Raw genomic sequence first — 18,488 nt, 5'->3', positions numbered from 1 at the left:
CTGGAAGATGGTGATCTGATTGAACCGACTTCTGTGGTACCTAATCAATTCAAACACGTACCTAATCAAGTCTTCAACTTTAAAGCTAAGCCAAATAAGTTGTCAGATGCTCAGCAGGAAGTTGAAGAGCTGACGGATGGCCAAGATGATTTATCACTGTTGAGCATGTCTGAAATTCAGCAACTGTTAAGTGAATCGGATAGTCCTGAGTCTTTGGCTTTCAATCTCGCGCAGCTTATTCCGAAAGCCACTAAAACCGAGTTTACAGCCAAGCTAGATCAGGCTTTGTATGCTGCAGATATGATCGGGTATGTGGCTGCGAGTGGGAGTGAGTGAAGATGGGGAAATGTCTTTCATGTCGAAAGGGTTTTAATGGTCGCAATGGGAATGGATATATGCCTTGTAGTTGCAATAAAGAAGCCAAGCCTCTTTATGTCGAGCCACCGCCATTAATACCAATCGGTCGACCTCGACTCGGATGGAAACCAAAGCCTTTTAATCCAGATCCATATACAAACTTCAACAAACTTCTGCTTATCATAGTGATGGTTTGTTTGGTTGTAGCGAGTTTCGTGATGGGGTGTCTATATGCAACCAGTCACATTTCTTGAAGCCTTGCAATATGCTCGGCAGCGCAAGATTGTATTGCCTGATGATTTTTACTCACTGGACTTAAAAACTCGGCAGATGGCAACTACGGTTAGCTTTTTGTCGAGTCTTGAACAGATCGAAACAGTCATTAAGGCAGTCAATAAAGCCATTGCTGAAGGTTCAACCTTTCGGGACTTTCAAAAGTTGGTTGAAAAAGAAGGTATCGAGTTGCCTAAGCATTATCTGGACAACGTATTTCGTACCAATATTCAGAATGCGTATGGTCACGGGCGATGGATCCAACAAAACCGAAATAAGGCTAAACGTCCTTACTTGATGTACTCGGCTATCAATGACAGTCGGGTGCGTCCAAGCCACTTGGCTTTAGATAAGATTGTTTTGCCGTTTGAACATCCGTTTTGGCTGACACATTACCCGCCATTGGGTTTTCGTTGCCGCTGCACCGTAATCGCCTTAACCGAAAAACAGGCCTTGAAATATGGCATCACACCAGATGACAAACTGCCTGATGTCGCTGAGGCTTTGGACTGGTCTTCGCATCCTTTGCAGTTTGGTGAACTTGAATCACTGGTCGATAAAAAGATTGCTGATTCATCACTGGATAAAGAATTCTTGCTTGAGCAAAAGCAAGTCATCCAAGCGGAATGGACTGCATCTAAAAAGCTGACAAGCCTGTTTGCACCAATGGATGATAAGACTCGGGATCTATTCAATACGATTGCGGATACGGTGATTCCACTTGATCCGCAAATACGTCCTACTGCAATTCGGACGTTTATTGACTATGTGCAAGGCAATGACACTGCTTTGACCAGCTATTTAAATGCATCTGTAGCGTCACTGGCTGATGATGTGCTGAAACGGTGGCTGAGTACTGACATGGCAGCAATTCAGGCTGTGGCAAGCAATACGGCTTCAACCGTGGTAGGTACTGCAACAATTCAGCAAGTGGCAGCGTATCAAGCTGGGCAGACAGTTCAATTCAATGCGCCGTTGCTAATGGCTGAAAGTGCAGGTGATATCGTGATCAAGATTGAAAATGCCAAGGGTTTAGGTATTGATCTTGATATGCTAAATGCTGGTAATGGCGTATTGATGCCAATGGGATTGTCTTTTGAAGTGGTTTCGATTGAAACAGTTGAAGGGCGGGTGGTTTATACATTAAGGGCTATATAAAATATGAATATGATTGATATTTTATATATGCTCGAGTAAGTTACCTTTTAGATTTTCTAAGGGGATAAAAATGAAAATTCATGAAAATTCATTAAGAGATATTATATATAACAAATATAAAAACAATTTTTTTGAGCAAATTATCGGAGTGAAAAACTTAGATAACATAGAAATTGATGATTTATATGACTTTCCTAAATTATTGAAAAAACAAACTGAGGATAAAATTAATCGATTGGTCGAGAATTTGCTCGATTTAGAATTTATTGGAAGAGAGATACGTCTAATAAAAGAAGATGCTTCAACAACACGTATAGATTTGGTTGCAATGACTTTGGATAGTGGGCCAGCTATTATTGAATTGAAAAAATCAAAACAAACAGAACGAGAGGCTTTTACTGAGTTATTAGCTTATTCAAACTATGTGTGCAGCCTTTTTCCAGGAGCATCTGAAAGTACATCGGTTATCTCAATTTTAATTGCTCCTATGGAAACTAGGATTGTACAGGATGCTTACTTTCAAGAATTGATGTTAAATAATAAAAATATTATTGCGTTAATTCCCGAAGCGAATGAGAGTGAAACAGAATTTAAATTTAAAGTTTATTACCCACATAATAATTTTTATGTAACTTTTTCAAATTCTATGTTTCATGATGACTCCATTAGGGTTTCAGCGTTCGCATTTCAGTTAGTGGAGGGTTGGATAGATACTTATGAGGGGGAGAATGGTGAAAATTCTTATGTTAAAGATGCATTTAACTCTATTAGTAGTAACATTGCTTTAGAATTAGAATCACATGGTTATCATGCATTCGTATATGGTTCGCAAAGATGGAAAGAACATCATTCAATTTTTCCATTACCAAATGTAATCTACGTGGTGACATTGAATCCTTTTATAAACGATATCTATGGACAGCATTCCTGGTCGGAAGAAAGAGAAAGTCGATTGTATTCATTCATAGAGCAACTTGATAATAAACAAGTAAATATCTTTGATGATATTGAAAGTACTAACACAGAGTTTTTTGAGAAATCTCATATTGGTTTTGACAGTAGATTATGGGACATACTTAATAAAGCTATAGATAACTCTTTCTTAAGTAGGCATAAACATGTTTCAAAAGAGGGAGGCAGCTTATCTTGGTCACAATATAAACGCGATATGGTCGAAAGCGTCTTCTTTCATCATTTTGATATTTATCAAACTGGAATATTTAGAAAAACAATCCTTGAGTATATACAACAGATGTATAAACAAGGTGAGGATAGTGAGTTCTATTCAGACGATTTGCCAATGTTCGCTTATGATTCTTATAGGAAGTTCTTTTTTAATTGGCTAATAATTGAAGGTTTGGGATATAAGGGTGAAGAAGACTTAAATGTTAGTATGACTGAAGTATGTGATTATTGTAATTGTCCAGCAGACAAACTTTATATTTTTTCACCTACGACTATTGGTGAAGGAGTTGAAGACCTTGTCTGCCAAGAATGTATAAATGCCTTCATTGAAAAATAAAAGTGAGTACTTCCTATGATTTATTTATCAAACTTTAATTTAAAACTGATGTAAAAATTTATTGATATACAACCGCTCCTTATGGGGCGGTTTTTTTATGGAGCATGAAAAATGCCAGATCCAAATGAAGAGCGATTGAAATATTTATTCAACGCTGCAGCTATTGAAGTCCCGAAAGCTGAAGAAGGACAAAAACGAAAATTCAAAGGGACTGCTTATGCTGGTGGCCGTGTAGATGGTCATTGGTATTGGGGGCGTTCTGGTGTGGTCTTTGATCTTGATGGGATTGAGATTGATAAGCCAGCAGCCTTGCTTGAAGAACACTTTAGCTCTAGTCGAATTGGTGTTGTTCAGACAGTAGATACAAACGGAAAGATTGATGTAGCTGGTGATTTCCTTACAAATGCTAAGGCGCAGGAAATCGTTCAGGACTCTGATGATGGCTTCCCATTCCAGATGTCAATGATGATTGATCCAGGATCTATTGAAGAGGTTTCGCAAGGCAAGACAGTCACTGTGAATGGTCAAGTATTTGAAGGTCCTATCACAATCTTCCGTCAAAACCGCATTCGTGAGTTCACGATCTGCTCGACTGGTGCTGATCGTAATACCTCAATTAAAGCCTTCTCGGGCAAAGCCAATCCAAACCCAACCAAAGAGGACACCGACGTGACCGAATTAGAGCAAACCAAAGAAGCTTTGAAGAAAGCAGAAACCGAGCGCGATAACGCTCAAGCTGAGTTAAAGCAATTCAAAGCGCAAAAGCGTGCTGAAGATATTGCGGCACTGGAAGCTGAGCTTAAAACACAATTTAGCGCTGATGATAAAACTGCATACACCAATATGGATGATTCTGTTTTTGCATTTACCGCAAAGCAGCTTCGTCAATTCTCTGCAGGTATTCAGCAACAACAACCTGCAGGTCAGCAGCAACAAGCACCGTTAGCAAATCCAGCATTTGCGCACTTATTCACTCATCAAGCGAGTGCTCAAAGTGGGACGCAATCATCGGGCAATCAAGAGCATCAATTATCTGCAGGCGCTAAAGCATTTGCAGCTCAGCAAAAGGGGAAGTAATCCATGACTACTGTTTCAGCTACACATGAATCACGTCCGTTTAATTTGGACGTGGGAAAAACCCGCCGTGTTAATGCCAAGGTCACAACTGCCACAGCATACAAAGAGGGTGATTTATTGGCACTATCTGCGGCAAATGTGCTCACCCAAGCGGCCGATGAGTCAAGTTGGGACGTTATTTGCGGTGCAACACTAACAGCTGCACAAGCTACTGCAGCAGCTGCAAACGGTACTGAAATCCCTGTTTATAACGGTGGTGTGTTCAATATTGAGGCTGTATCAATTGCTGGCACAGCACTCGCAACAAGCAAATACGATGCAGCACGCGCTAAAGCATCTAAAAACAACATTGAATTATCAAAGGTGTAAATCATGCCACAAAGTTTTACTATTAATGGTGCTCCGCTGGAGCTATTGGGCGTTGATGAATTAGCATTAATTCATTCAAATTATGAGCCGATGGATACATGGCTTTTGGACAAGCTTTTTCCTCGTCGCAAATCATTCACGACAAATGTGGTGCCTATTGCTGAGCTTGAAACTGAATCAGACATTGCTCCATTGGTTGCACCACAGGTGCCAGGTAAGCCATTTGACCGCACCACAGCAATTCAAGTAAGCCACGTACAGCCAGCTTACTTGAAACCAAAGAATCAAGTCACACCTGCTACCGCATGGGATACTGCATTATTGGCGCGCTTGCGTGATGCAGGCATCATCTCAACTGGTAACAATCAGTTGAGCACAGCAGAGCAATACATGATTGCTCAGATCGAAACGATCAAGCGTAACCACGACTCGATTGATAATCGCAAAATCCTGATGGCGACTGAATTAGTCACAACTGGTCAGATTGTGCTTGAGTCAGACGATTACACTAAAAACGTGGTGTCTTTTGGTCGCGATGCATCACTTGCATTTACCCCGACAACCGCTTGGGATCAGGCAGGTGCTACACCGCTTGAAGACATGGATACCATGGCACAACGCATGTTGGATGAAGGTGGTGGTGATGCAACCATGATTCTTACAACTGGCAAAGTGTGGTCAGTGTTGGAAAAGAACGCAGCATTCAAAGCCAAGTTTGTTGAGCCGTATGCAGGTATTAGCGTTCCTTATCGCCCTGGTCTAAACGCCTCACGTTCTGCGAAGTTCAAAGGCTACTTGGGTGATATTGAAATTTGGACGTATGACGCAACGTACCGCCACAAAGGGCAAGTGAAACGTTTCATTCCAGTGGATTACTTTGCACTTATTTCTGACACCAATGGTTATGTGACGCAATGTAAGATCGAAAACATCCATGCAAATGGCTTGGCTTTAGAATACTTTGATCGTCAATGGTATGAAGAAGATCCAAGCGGCATCTTACTTATGACTGAATCGGCTCCATTGGTCGTACCATCAAATAAAAATGGTATTTGTGGTGGTACTGGCTTCATCACGATTTAAGGAGTGACGCATGGCTAAATACATTGCAACGCAGTCCGTAGGGCAGTACCTACCAGGACAAACTGTCGAGGGTCTTAGTGCAGAACGTGCTAAGGCCCTTTTAGTTATGGGTGCGATTAAAGAAGTGGAAGCCGATCAAGAGGAAACTCAAGAAAAGCCTGCACGTCGTACCCGCTCAACCGCTGAGTAAGTCTTATGTATGCAACTGAAGCAAATTTGGTTGCACGATTTGGTCAGGAAATTCAAGAACTGAAGTTGATGCATGCAAGTGCATCAACCGCCATTCAAGATGCCATTCAGGACGCAACAGAAGAAATTAACGGCTATATCGGTGGTCGTTATGCTTTGCCGTTGCCAAATGTGCCAAGTAATTTAGAGCGCATGGCGTGTGACATTGCACGTTATCGCCTCTATTTTCAGCAGCCGACTGAGGAAGTGCGACAGCGTTATGAAGACGCTATTTCATTTTTAAAGTTGGTGGCCAACAACAAAGCACATTTGCAAATTCAGGATGCAGTAAGCAACCAAATCGTGGACGACCAGCCAAAGAATAAACCATCCACAATGCCAATCGGTACCAGTTACAAGGGTGGTGTGTTTGGTGATTCCACTTTAGACATGATGCCTAGCATCAAGTGAGGTGTGTGTGGCATTTGCAATCACGATCAAAGCTGATAGTTCACACATTGAAGCAATCCTTACTCGCTTAAATCAGTTCGATGCTGATAAGTCAGAGATGTTTAACGACATTGGCAACGACATGCTTAATGCGACAATAATGCGATTTAAGTATCAGCGTGATGTTGATGGTAATCCATGGAAAGTGTCATGGCGTGCCCGTTTGCAAGGTGGGGAGACAGGACGTAATGATGGACATTTACTCAATGGTATGAGCTACAACGTCCTGAACAATGGCGTTGAGTGGGGTGCAAATCAAACTTATGCGCATGTTTTTCATTATGGCGCTCATATCACACCTAAGAATGGTCAATACATCACCTTTGCGGTGGCAGGGCAATATCGAAAAGTAAAAGAAGTGAATATTCCTTCTCGTACTTTTCTTGGCATTAATGCAGAGGATGAGGCGACAGTCTTAGACATTGTTGGGAGTTTTATTGATGACATTCTTCGCGGTGCGTGATGAAATTGCCGAAAAATTGGAAGAAATTTCAGACTTTCGGAAAATCTATACACCGCTTAATTCGGTAAACGTGACTGAAATGTCGCAGGTCACACCATCTGCCCATGTGAACTTTGTTCGTATCGACCTGAAAGACTCCAAGGGCAACAGCAAGTTGAATCAGATCGGTCAGCAATGGTCGGTTACGGTTGCATGTCGCAATGCGCAATCACAGTTAAATGATGGTAGTGCTGTAGCAGACGAGGCGGGCGCTTTGACTGAAAAAGTCATTCAGCTTTTGGCGGGATGGAAGCCGTCTTCTTCACGTATTCCATTGCGGTTTTTGTCTGTGCGTGATGGGTATAGCTCAAGCTTTGCATACATCACCATTATTTTTGAATCTGAAAAGTTTATCTAGGAGCCATACATGGCGAAACAATATAAAGCCTTAAAGCCTGTAGGTCGCTTTCAGGTTGGCGAATTGGTCGGTGGTCTGAATGAAGATCAGATCAAAAAATTAGTTGCTGATGGTGTCATTCAAGAAGTGAAAACCACAGCTGCAACAACGAAGAAAGCCACAGGGGATGCTAAATAATGAGCACTCAATATATTTCGCTACAAGGTGAGTTTTACTTAGCAAAAATCACCAACGGTGTAGCAGGCGCAATGCGTCATTTGGGTAACGTACCAGAGTTTGAATTGGAAATTGGTGCTGATGTTTTAGAGCACATTGAATCCATGACAGGCAAGCGTACAACCGACTTCACTATGGTTCAGACAACATCGGTTAGTTTTTCAGGTCAGCTTGAAAAAGTGGATAAAGAAAACTTGAAATACATTGTTTCAGGTGAAACCACCGAAGTGACCACTGAAACTATTACCGATGCAGATATTGGCACTGTGGTAGCGGGTCAGGAAATTAAGCTTAATGGTTATAACTTGTCTACCGTGTCATTCAAAGATTCAACTGAAGGCACAGCAAAAACACTGACCAGTGAGCAGTACACGGTTGATGCTAAGTTTGGTACGGTTGTTTTCCATGATGTGGATGAATTGGCTATGCCGATTTTGGCTACATACACCACTGGGGCTGTAACGCATACCACTTTGGCATCTGACTTTGAAACAGAATACGAGCTGTTTTTTAAAGGCATTAATACGGCTACCAATGAGCACATGGCGGTTCGTTTATGGCGTACCAAAAAGTCACCTGAAACTACATTCCCATTAATCCATGAGGAATTAGGGCGATACTCTATTTCAGGTCAGGCATTATCAGATGTCACAAAACAAAGTGATGCTGAGCTTGGTTTGTACGGTCACATCGTGACAATCCCTGCAGTATCTGCACCTTAACCAACACAGGCACAAAGAAATCTCCACGACGCATAAGCGTCTTTTTTTGTGCCTTTTTTTTTAAATTTCTTTCATTTGCATTAAGCGATTAATGAAAACGAAAGGGATTCATCCCACCACTTAATCAAACCGTCCTTTATGGGCGGTTTTTTTATGCCTGTTTTCAGGCAAACCACTGGCTAGAACGACGGTTCGAAAAGCACGTTTTCATATTCAGCGTGCCTGCCAGTTTCTTTTTTTTGAATATGATTAGGAGGAAGTCATGAATATGATGACATCATTAAATTTACGCGCCATGGTCTCAAATGAAAATGGCGAACCAAAGACAACCAGTTATGCAGTGGCGGAAGCATTTAAAAAACGACACTCCGATGTGCTTCGAGCAATTAAAAACATGAAATGCTCGCAGAAATTCCGTGAACGCAATTTTGCGTTTACCTTAGAAAACAAACAGATAGGTAATACGAAAAGAAATACGGGCTTTTATCAAATGACAGAACGTGGCTTTATGTTTCTTGTCATGGGGTTTAGTGGTGAAAAAGCCGATGCTATCAAAGAATCATTTATTGATGCATTTGAGTGGATGTCAAACCAAATAACTCAAACCTTCCAATCCAAATGGGCTAGATATAACCATATTGTTGGGTATCGTGAAAATCGCAAACAGCAAGTTAGTTGCTCAGCTAGAGACATGAACGTGTGGAAACATGAAAAGCATCCACTTGATCATGAAATAGCACAACTAGAAAGAGAATTGCAGCCATCGCTTCCATTTGCGAGCGTGGTGCAATCATGAATATTGCCTATGTAGTTGCAGAATGTCGACCAAGCACAGATGAGGAAAATTATGCGGACATTAATATTGGTGATGATAGCTATGTGTTTTGCTCAATAGAGCCAGTACCAGATACGGGTGACTGGCAGAAAAATATTGAAGCAGCCATATTGATTGGAATTGATATTGAGCGAACCAAGCCAAACCATCGACACATCACACTGCATGCCGAAAGCATCTTGAAACTATGCAAAGGCATACAAGGTGTGACGCAAGGTTAATAATTATCGCCACCATCGGGTGGCTTTTTTGAGATTCCATCATGAATGATTTTTTCTTAGCAGATAATCGCACGTTTCAAATTGGCGAAATTGAAGTGAAGCAGATTCAAGTAAAGTCACTTGATCTGTTCTGCCAACACGCTGAAACGGTCAAAGAATATTTGAAGGACAAAGATTATTCAGATGCAATTTTGATTGAGTTATTTAAAGCCCATACGGTTGAAGTGATTCATACCTGCGTGATGACCAGTAATTTAACTGCAGATCGTATTTTTGAGATAGCAAAAGATCAGGCTTTGTTTTTAGATATGCTGCGTGCTGTATTGACTGTGAATACGGCATATTTCAAGCCTGAAAAGCCAAAGCGTGGCAGTAAGCAAAGCAATGAAAAAATCACTTGGTTTGATTCATTTCAGTATTTGATTGATTGCGGCCATCGTCACGATGATATTTTGAATATGTCATACGGTGCATATTTGCAGTATTTAAAAGCTGCACAGCGCAATGAGCTAAGAAAAATGCGGTCACAAGTCAATTTAATGCGCTCGGCACAACATGCGCAAAACCGTGAATTTAAAAAACTTATGGAAGATTTAAAGGTTGTTGATTGATTAACCAATTGTTAAAATGCCTGAAAAATATATAAATTTTGAGGGGGTTTTATGAAAAAGCTTTTAGTCGCCGCAGTTCTACTGGCGTCATCATCTGTATTTGCCTTGGAATATACCAATGCTGTGCGTGGCAGTACCATGATTGTTGAAGTGGGGCATTCACAAGGTCGTATGATGGAAGCCTTAGGTAGACCAGTGTCATCATATAATCACGTAATCCATGATAGAAAAGGTTGGCCGCACAAAGCCACGACTTACACATACCGTATGAATAATGCACGCTATGAAATTACCATTGTAGATGGAAAAGTCTATAGCATTGGTTGGGAGCGTGAGTGATGAAATACGGTTTGTTAGCTGCAATAGCGGTCATAGCTATTGCATTTTACTTTATGTCTCAAAGTAATAAAGAAGATGCCGAGCGTTTAAAGCAGGCCGAGATTGCTCATCAGCAGAAACTTGAGCAGCAAAAAGTAGATGCTATGTTGTATGAAAAAGAGGCTGAGCTGAGACGTTTGCAGGCTGAAAAAGCCAAAGCATTGAAAGCGGAACAAGATAAACTGAATAGTCAAAACCAAGCTCAGGCTTTTGAACAGCAGCAACAAGCAAAACTTAAAGAAACTCAACTTAAAAAAGATATGCTTCAAAAGTATATGGACATTTCTAATAATTGGTCACGAGCTGATTTGATTGCAGGCTCTACAGCTAGAGTTGCTCTCGGGAATCAGGTTACTGAACTGAGAAAAATTAGAGAAAGTCTTCAGAAAGAGAAGTTTTATGACTGTTTAGATCCTGCAAAAAAAGATCTACTTGAAGCTATGGATTCAGCGATATTTAACTATGTGTATTTTATGCAAAACGATATATCGCTATGGAAGAAGCAAGCGGAAGAGAAAATTAATTATTATAATAAATTAGCTTCATCATTAGAGATATACACAGCGTGTAAACAAGCTCTTTAATAGCAGTTTTTTGAAAATCAACCCGTCACTTTGGCGGGTTTTTTAATACCTAAAATTCGAGGTCAGCATGTCAAAGAATTTAACTTTTAAACTTATCATGGACGCTGACAACAAAGGTTTTGTTAGCGGTGTAAAACAATCTGAAAGTGTTGCGAAGTCCGTATTTGATGCAATCAAAACCGAGTCTGATAAGTTAAAACAAAGCTCGGCTGAAGCATCAAAAGAGCTTGGAAATATCATTCCTTCAGATACTAAGCAGAAAGTCGGTCAGCTGGTAAGTGAGTTGCACAACGCAACTAAAGCACTGGATTCACTTGGCGATGATGCAACAGTAAGTGCGAGTAATCTTAAACAGCTTGGTGACTATGGATCGGCCGCTTTAAATAGTCTTCAGAATGATTTAAAACAAGCCAAACTACACCTAAATTACCTCTCAGCTACCAATGCCACACCTGCAGACATTGAGAATGCTCAGCGTGAAGTTAAAGAGCTGGAAACAGGTGTTAAGCAAGTTAAGACAGCTTTTGAGGCCTATAGTGGTGCAGCCAATTCCTCAATATCAGCAGTAGACAATGTTGGTGATCAATCTGCAGAAACAGCACAACAGGTTAAACAACTTGATAAGGAACTTGAAACAACCAATCAAGAGTTAAACCAAACTGAGCAGGCATCGAAAGGGGTGGCAGGTGAGTTACAGGGCCTTAAAACAGGTTTTGGTGCACTCACAGGTGCTTTGGCTGCTTTAGGCATTGGCGTAACAGCAGGTGAAATTGCGCAGACTGCTGATGCTTATAAAAATCTGTCAGGACGAATCAGCATTGCAATTGGTGAACATGGCAACCTAGAAAAAGCCATGGACGATGTTAAAAACGTCGCAATCGCAACCAACTCAAACCTTGAGGCAACAGGTGAGCTATATGCACGATTAACCAAAATCGGGCAGGAAATGAAATGGCCACAAGAACAGGCTTTGGCATTAACTGAAACCATTAACAAAGCAATTCAGGTTGGTGGTGGTTCTGCAGCATCAAACGAAGCAGCAATTACACAGCTTAACCAAGCTTTAGGTTCAGGTGTTTTGCGTGGTGATGAATTTAACTCCATGATGGAGCAGTCACCACGTTTAGCGCAGGCTTTAGCAGATGGTTTAGGTGTAACAACTGGTAAGCTTCGTGAACTAGCGGGCGAAGGAAAGCTCACAACAGAAGTTGTAACTCAGGCGCTTTTAAGTCAGTCAGAAAAAATCACAGCAGAGTTTGATAAATTCCCTGCGACCATTGGTGCTTCAATTGAAAACCTTAAGTCAGCTTGGACTGTTTATATTGGTGAAGCTGATGCTGCTACAGGTGCGAGCAGTAAAGTTGCTGAGGCAATTAAGTTTGTAGCTGAGAATCTGGACACCATTGTTAGTACGCTTATGATGGCTGGGCAGGCATTTATTGCATATAAAGCCTTAAATATTGGTTTAGCTTTCATTGATAAAGCCAACAGTGTGCGAGCCGCATCCGTTGCAATTACCCAAGAAACTGCGGCAGTTGTTGCTAATACTCAAGCGCAGATTGCCAATGCAAATGCATCAAAAGCAAATGCAGCCGCAAAGACTCAACTGGCTGCAAACAGTAAAACTGTAACCACAGCTACAGCGACAGCCAGTACGAGTGTAATGGGGTTAGTTGGACGCTTAGGTGCTCTAGGAATTGCTGTCACTTCATTGGGTGTAATGGGCACTGCAGTTTGGGGAGCTTTAACACCACTAGGCGAATGGTTGGGAGAGTCAGCAGCTAAAGCCATGGGGTATGGTGAGGCAATTGAAAAGCTAAACCGTCAAATGGAGCTTGAAGCTGTAAGGGCAAAAGTTGTTGCTGAATCTAAAGCAGAAATTGCTGCTGCAGCCGAAAAGAGCCGTGATAAAACGTATCAGCTGACAGATGAGTCAAAAAAGCTTGTTGAGCAGTTTGATGAACTGATTAATAAAGGCGAGCCAACCAAAGAGGCTTTAGAGGAAATCTCTAATGCCATGAAGTTTGACTCAACCAAAGGCATAAATGATGCTGTCACATCCCTGATCTTGCTTAAAGAGCAAGGGAAAATCACAGGGGATGAGTTACAAGATAGTTTAGGCAAGGCGCTTGATGGCAAAGACTTATTGGTTTTTGAAACCAATGCCCGTGCTGCTTTTGCGGGTACAGCTAAAGAGGCAGAGAAGTCTGCGGCATTAACTGAAGCGGTCATGCGTGCAGCTTTAGAGCGTACAGGGTTAAGTACTGAGCAACTTCAGGGACGCTTTTCAAAGTCATTCCAATCAGCTGCAAATGACGTACAGATTATTCTAGATAAGTTGGATGAATATAAAGCCAAGGGGATTGATACAGGGCTTGCTCTATCCAGTAACTTGAATAAGGCAATTGATACAGCACAAACACGAGCTGAGTTGGACTATGCTAAAAACAAGTTATTGGAGCTTGAGAAACAAGGAATCATCACTGGTGAGCAAGTTGCATTAGGCTTAAGCAAGATTGAGCAAAAGGCAATGCAGTTACCTGCAGCTTTAAACCCAACCATTGCTGCCTTTGATGCCTTGGGCATTAAAACTAAAGAGCAACTTAATGATGCTGCTATAGCCGCTCAGAAAAACTTTGATGTGGTCAGTAAGAGTGGCCAAGCCACAGCTGAAGGTATCAAACAAGCCTATACAAAAATGCTCGAAGCTGCGATTGCTACAGGTGATAAGGCACAGATTGCCTCAGTGCAAGCCAAGGCTGCCAGCCAAGGTCTACGCGTCGAAATCGACGAAACAGGCAAAGCTTCTGTTAAAGCGATGGATGATTTAACCGAAGCTAACCACCGTGTACGTGAATCAGCGCGCCGTATTGGTGATGGTTATCGTGAAGCAGGCAAGATTGCACGCGAAGAAGCCAATGCAGCACAGGTGGCGTGGAATAAGGCATCTCAGGAAGCGGCTAAGAAATGGGATGCTGAAATGAAGCGCCAGTCCAAAGGTTTGAGTGCTGCCATTTCGGGTTATGACTCTTACTCGAAGAATGACGTTATCGCTCAGATTAAAAGCATGGGCTACAGCGAAGATCAGGCTAAGAAATTGGCAGGTTCGATCTGGTCACAAGCGATGGAAACTGATCGTGACGCCAAATTTGCTGCATACGGCAAAGGCGGTAACTTGGCGATGAATAAACTCATTGAGCAAGAGTTTAATAACGCTGCAGCGAAAGGCTTAACCACACAACACGGTACCAACAAGATTAATGAGTTGCTGCGTAATCTTGATGTCAGAAGTACAGGCAGCACAAAGGTCAATGACTATGCACCTTCTATTTCTGAGCCGAAAGTCCGCGATCTGCAGAATGATGCACCAACCAAAAACGTGCGCTTTGAGTTTGTTTCAGGCGGCAAACGCTTTGAAATGCTCGGCTCACAAGAAGATGGCGACACAATGGAAAGTATCTTGCGTGAATTTGAAATGCTGAAAAAGGCAATGTGATGAAATTAATACGCTTAGCAACATCCGAAACCGTCTCACTAGAAGACGGTTTTTTATGGTCTGACGAATTTGAATGGAAGCCAAAAGAGCAAACCGTGGAGCGTGCCATTAGTGGTGCGGCCATTATTCAAGAAGGTGTCAAGGTTGGTGCTCGACCTATCACTTTAACACCCGATAGTAACCGTGGTTGGGCAAAGTTAAGTGACGTGCGCAAGTTGCAGGAATGGTCGGCTTTAAGCGAGAAATTTCGTTTGCAGTTTGAATGGCCACATGACAATCGGCAATTTGATGTGATTTTTAATCATCAAGATACAGCACTGGAAGCGGTCAGCGTGTGGGGTTCACCAGCGACCAGTTCAGATGAAATGATGCGTTTAACGCTAAGATTTTGGAGCGAATAATGGCAATTGAAACAAAAGACTTGGTGCTCTATAAATCGGAGCGCTTAACCGATACCGATGATGGTGGCGGCAAGTATTCAGGTCAAGTCATCATTGATGGTCAAAGTAATAACCTGTTCAACGACGTGTCAGAAATGGATCGAACCATGGGCGACGTGTCCATGCGTAAAATCTTTCCTGCGGTGATTACTGAAGACACGGACGCATTGATGGGTGCAACGGTATTCATCTCTGAAAATCCGCAAGACCCAAACGTATCGGCTTTATTGTTCAGCACAAAAAACTGGACAGATGAACGCCGTAGTGCCCAAAACCGAGTAGAAAACTATTTAGCCAAAGGTGGACAGATTGCAGGCACGCCGTTAGATACGCATTGGCAGGGCATGAAGCAGTTGCAAGTCGCCATGTTTCCACAAGAAACTGAGTCAAGCGTTGGCGATACCATTGTTCTAGTCAGTGACGAAGGCAAGGCGCTTGAATTTGAGCAATATGTGCGTATCACTAAAGTGGAAACACGCATTGCGATTATGGTGGTTGATAATAAAAATGTGGAATACAAAATTGCCACGTACACGATTAATGACCCGCTTGAGCGTGATTTTGTTGGGTTGACTGCTCGCCAGTGGTACGGTGGCACCACACAGTCTAAAACCATCATTCGTGAATCACTGGTAGCAGATACGGGCGAATATTGTGCATCGGTCAAACTGGCATCGGATGCGCAGGTGGGTGAGTTCACTGTGAATGCGTCTAGCATGTTCACACAATTGATTCCATCAGCACAGACCGAAACCCCGATTGTTGATGTGAATGCGGCGGGTGAGAGCGTTATTTTGGTGCCTGGTAATGACGGTACCATTACTGCCAACTTTTCAACTACAGTCGGTGTAAGCCAAAACTTGTATTTAGGCTCAAGCGTGATGCCATCAAGTATTGCGTTTACGCTGTTTGGTCAGCCTGTGAGTGATCAAGGTGGCTTGTTGAAGAACAGTCAAGGCACACAAGTCGGTACGATTGATTATCAGCGTGGCTTGATTCAATGGACCTCAGCTGCGGGTGCAGGCTCAACCACATTAGAAATCACTTTTACGCCTGCTGCAGCGCCTAGACAATATTTTCAAAGCTATGCGATTCCTGTTACGCAAAACAGCCAAAGTACCAACTGGACGGGCGTATTAATTCCAATCCCTGCGCCTGGTAGCTTATCGCTGTCTTATATGTCACAAGGCAAGTTTTATGAGCTGAAAGATGATGGTTCTGGGCAATTAAAAGGTGTTCACAGTTCGTTTGGTTCGGGCATGATTAACTATGAAACAGGCTCATTCTTGCTGACCACAGGTGCATTGCCTGATGTTGATACGCCAATTTTGGCGCACTGGGGTACACCGATTGCAACTTTTGTGCGAGCAGGTTTGCATGTAGAGAAAGCAGGCTTTGATTTTGATCTTGGGCAAACAGGTATTGCTACAGGTATTACTGTGACGTGGGTGTTAGAAGGTGAAACCAAAACCGCATCTAGCAATTCGAAAGGGTTATTTACAGGTGATGCTACAGGATACGTCAATTACGCTGCGGGTACAGGTCGGATTATTCCAAACAAATTGCCGCAGAAAAATACGCAATTCAATATCACGTATAGCTATGGTCCACAACTCGACCAAACCAAATCCGCGATACCTGATGCTAGCCAACAACTGACGTTTACCATCGGCACAGGCTTAAGCATTCAACCAAGTAGTGTGGCTTTGGAAATTCCTGTGACAGATCAATCGGGTCTAAATACGCTGTTTGTGCATCTTAAAGACGACCCAACAGGCGGCAATATTGGCAATTTAATTAACGATGCAGGCGATATTCAGGGCACGATTAATTACAACACAGGTCAGTGCATTGTGACACCAACAGCTTCATACAAAACATTTAGCTATGTATATGAAGCGCGATTTAACGCAACCTATGCGTCTGCATAAAGGTGGTCTAAATGTCTTTTTATTCTCCAGTGACGTCTAAAATTAATGGAACTACCCGCGTATTTCGGGCGTACAACGAAACCACAATTAATGTGAAATATCGTGATGATTCAGGTGTTAATTCAAGCACCACGGTAGCTGTGGCGGATAAGTTGCGGTTGGACTTGTCATCAGGATATGACGAGCAGATTTTGACAGGCTCAGCACGCTTTAGAGTTGGCGCTGATACTTTCTTAGATCGTGATGGGCAGCTTTATCGCAATGTAGACCCATCAAATAACAGTGGTATTGCGTCAGGTTCGATTCAATACGGCACAGGTCAGGTTGAAATTGAGTCATGGACACCAGGCGGTGACAATACGGTTCAGTTAGATTCACTGACAACCACAACCGACTTGCCACCGATGAATCAAGTCAGTTTTAGAACTCCTGTAATTCCGATTCGACCACAATCATTGACTGTGGTTGTAGCATCATTGGAACATGGTCAATTAACGCTAACAACAGACGAAAACGGTGTGATTGAAACAAGTTTTGCGCATGGCAAGATTAATCACGATACAGGTTTTGTGGATATTTACTTCTACGATAAAACCGAGATTACCGAAGCCAATCGTGCAGAAATTGTTGCTAAAGATTGGTATGACGTGCGCATGGAGTATGAAGAATTAAACAAAACATACATTAATGTGCCAGTGTGGATCGACGGCTCATCGGTGCGTTATAACGCAATTGCTTATACCTATATCCCGCTTGATTCTGAAATTTTAGGCTTGTCTGCAACACGTTTACCGCTTGATGGCCGTGTGCCGATTTTCCGAGTTGGTGATATTGGTATTGTCAGTTCAAGCAAAACACAGGAATTACCAAGCCATATTGCAGGTCAAACCTATGATTTAAACGACCAGCGTATTTCATGGTGTGAGCTAGAGGATAGCCAAGGTACCAAAGTGCCGTTTGATATGTATGTGGTCGATTATGACTACGGCAAAGTGACGCTAAACGGTGATTTTGTTATGGGTGCTTTGGTTGCGCCAATCATTGCTAAGTACCGTTATCAAGACATGGGATTGATTCGTGATGTGCAGATTAGTGGTCAGCTAACCTTTACCAAGCCTTTAACACACAATTACGATGCAGCAGATACGATTGTGGGTTCAGCATTGGTGATTGGCGATATGCAGTCACGTTACACACGAAAATTTGTGCAGCAAACGTGGAATAACGCATGGGCAGACGAAGCCACAGGTAGCGGTATTTCAGCAAACTACAACGATGCTTTATATCCGATTACTGTCAGCAATAAAGGTGCGATTCAGGAGCGATGGGCATTAATCTTTACGGATGCACAATCATTCCGCTGTGTTGGTGAATATTCGGGGCAGATCGGCACAGGTAGCGTAAATGCTGATTTTGCGCCGATTAACCCCGTGACTGGCTTACCATATTTCACAGTGAAAAAAGAAGGTTGGGGTGCAGGCTGGGCAAGCGGTAACGTACTGCGATTTAATACTGTAGCTGCAAACTTTCCTGTCTGGGTCATTCGCACAGTAAAGCAATCTGAGCCAACTGTTATGTCAGATCAATTCCAGATCATGCTACGCGGTGACATTGACCGCGTAATTTAAAATTTAAATCAAATATGACCGCTTATGCGGTCTTTTTTATGAGTGAAGA

The 18,488-nt window shown here is 42.4% G+C and carries 20 protein-coding genes and 1 pseudogene; all 21 read left to right on the top strand.

Features of this window, described 5'->3' with window-relative positions:
- A pseudogene (locus E0H79_RS03890) lies at nt 1-336 on the top strand (hypothetical protein); the annotation flags it as partial.
- A 252-nt stretch (nt 337-588) separates the two neighbouring features.
- Entirely contained in the window at nt 589-1,788 is a 1,200-nt protein-coding gene (locus E0H79_RS03880) for a phage minor head protein (protein ID WP_131260865.1), read from the top strand.
- Between the two features lie 70 nt (nt 1,789-1,858).
- The gene (locus E0H79_RS03875) at nt 1,859-3,310 is read left to right on the top strand and encodes a hypothetical protein (protein ID WP_131260864.1); all 1,452 of its coding nucleotides are present in this window, start codon (nt 1,859-1,861) and stop codon (nt 3,308-3,310) included.
- Nucleotides 3,311-3,421: 111 nt separating this feature from the next.
- Entirely contained in the window at nt 3,422-4,387 is a 966-nt protein-coding gene (locus E0H79_RS03870; protein ID WP_131260863.1) for a hypothetical protein, read from the top strand.
- Nucleotides 4,388-4,390: 3 nt separating this feature from the next.
- Nucleotides 4,391-4,756 carry a hypothetical protein gene (locus E0H79_RS03865; protein WP_004973656.1) on the top strand — a complete coding sequence of 122 codons (366 nt, stop codon included), beginning with the start codon at nt 4,391-4,393 and terminating at the stop codon, nt 4,754-4,756.
- 3 nt (nt 4,757-4,759) lie between these two features.
- Entirely contained in the window at nt 4,760-5,839 is a 1,080-nt protein-coding gene (locus E0H79_RS03860; protein WP_131260862.1) for a major capsid protein, read from the top strand.
- A 10-nt stretch (nt 5,840-5,849) separates the two neighbouring features.
- The gene (locus tag E0H79_RS03855) at nt 5,850-6,029 is read left to right on the top strand and encodes a hypothetical protein (RefSeq protein ID WP_004973660.1); all 180 of its coding nucleotides are present in this window, start codon (nt 5,850-5,852) and stop codon (nt 6,027-6,029) included.
- 5 nt (nt 6,030-6,034) lie between these two features.
- Nucleotides 6,035-6,478 carry a gp436 family protein gene (locus E0H79_RS03850; RefSeq protein WP_131260861.1) on the top strand — a complete coding sequence of 148 codons (444 nt, stop codon included), beginning with the start codon at nt 6,035-6,037 and terminating at the stop codon, nt 6,476-6,478.
- 7 nt (nt 6,479-6,485) lie between these two features.
- Nucleotides 6,486-6,980, top strand: a complete 495-nt coding sequence (locus tag E0H79_RS03845; protein ID WP_131260860.1) for a phage virion morphogenesis protein — start codon at nt 6,486-6,488, stop codon at nt 6,978-6,980.
- Complete coding sequence (locus E0H79_RS03840; protein ID WP_131260859.1) at nt 6,955-7,377, top strand: hypothetical protein; 423 nt, start codon at nt 6,955-6,957, stop codon at nt 7,375-7,377. Before E0H79_RS03845 ends, E0H79_RS03840 begins: the two co-directional genes overlap by 26 nt.
- A gap of 9 nt (nt 7,378-7,386) precedes the next feature.
- Complete coding sequence (locus E0H79_RS15205; RefSeq protein ID WP_165492516.1) at nt 7,387-7,554, top strand: hypothetical protein; 168 nt, start codon at nt 7,387-7,389, stop codon at nt 7,552-7,554.
- Nucleotides 7,554-8,315 (top strand): hypothetical protein, encoded by a 762-nt coding sequence (locus tag E0H79_RS03835; RefSeq protein ID WP_131260858.1) that lies wholly within the window; start codon nt 7,554-7,556, stop codon nt 8,313-8,315. Before E0H79_RS15205 ends, E0H79_RS03835 begins: the two co-directional genes overlap by 1 nt.
- A 262-nt stretch (nt 8,316-8,577) precedes the next feature.
- Nucleotides 8,578-9,111: a Rha family transcriptional regulator gene (locus E0H79_RS03830; protein ID WP_131260857.1), complete on the top strand. Its 534-nt coding sequence runs from the start codon at nt 8,578-8,580 to the stop codon at nt 9,109-9,111.
- Nucleotides 9,108-9,371: a hypothetical protein gene (locus tag E0H79_RS03825; RefSeq protein WP_131260856.1), complete on the top strand. Its 264-nt coding sequence runs from the start codon at nt 9,108-9,110 to the stop codon at nt 9,369-9,371. The genes E0H79_RS03830 and E0H79_RS03825 overlap by 4 nt, the downstream gene beginning before the upstream one ends.
- 41 nt (nt 9,372-9,412) lie before the next feature.
- Nucleotides 9,413-9,982 (top strand): hypothetical protein, encoded by a 570-nt coding sequence (locus tag E0H79_RS03820; protein ID WP_131260855.1) that lies wholly within the window; start codon nt 9,413-9,415, stop codon nt 9,980-9,982.
- A gap of 51 nt (nt 9,983-10,033) precedes the next feature.
- Nucleotides 10,034-10,321, top strand: coding sequence for a hypothetical protein (locus E0H79_RS03815; RefSeq protein ID WP_131260854.1), 288 nt, complete (start codon nt 10,034-10,036; stop codon nt 10,319-10,321).
- Entirely contained in the window at nt 10,321-10,944 is a 624-nt protein-coding gene (locus E0H79_RS03810; protein ID WP_131260853.1) for a hypothetical protein, read from the top strand. The genes E0H79_RS03815 and E0H79_RS03810 overlap by 1 nt, the downstream gene beginning before the upstream one ends.
- A 67-nt stretch (nt 10,945-11,011) precedes the next feature.
- The gene (locus E0H79_RS15495) at nt 11,012-14,440 is read left to right on the top strand and encodes a tape measure protein (protein WP_228258766.1); all 3,429 of its coding nucleotides are present in this window, start codon (nt 11,012-11,014) and stop codon (nt 14,438-14,440) included.
- Nucleotides 14,440-14,841: a hypothetical protein gene (locus E0H79_RS03800; RefSeq protein WP_131260852.1), complete on the top strand. Its 402-nt coding sequence runs from the start codon at nt 14,440-14,442 to the stop codon at nt 14,839-14,841. Before E0H79_RS15495 ends, E0H79_RS03800 begins: the two co-directional genes overlap by 1 nt.
- Nucleotides 14,841-16,811 carry a hypothetical protein gene (locus E0H79_RS03795; protein ID WP_131260851.1) on the top strand — a complete coding sequence of 657 codons (1,971 nt, stop codon included), beginning with the start codon at nt 14,841-14,843 and terminating at the stop codon, nt 16,809-16,811. Before E0H79_RS03800 ends, E0H79_RS03795 begins: the two co-directional genes overlap by 1 nt.
- Before the next feature lie 11 nt (nt 16,812-16,822).
- A complete protein-coding gene (locus E0H79_RS03790; protein ID WP_131260850.1) occupies nt 16,823-18,439 on the top strand; it encodes a hypothetical protein in 1,617 nt (538 codons plus the stop codon).
- Nucleotides 18,440-18,488: the final 49 nt, after the last annotated feature.

It is taken from the genome of Acinetobacter sp. ANC 5045 (assembly GCF_004331005.1).
Taxonomy (GTDB): Bacteria; Pseudomonadota; Gammaproteobacteria; order Pseudomonadales; family Moraxellaceae; genus Acinetobacter; species Acinetobacter towneri.
The sequence above is the reverse complement of the archived record's forward strand: the minus strand, read 5'-3'. Positions and strand labels throughout refer to the sequence as shown.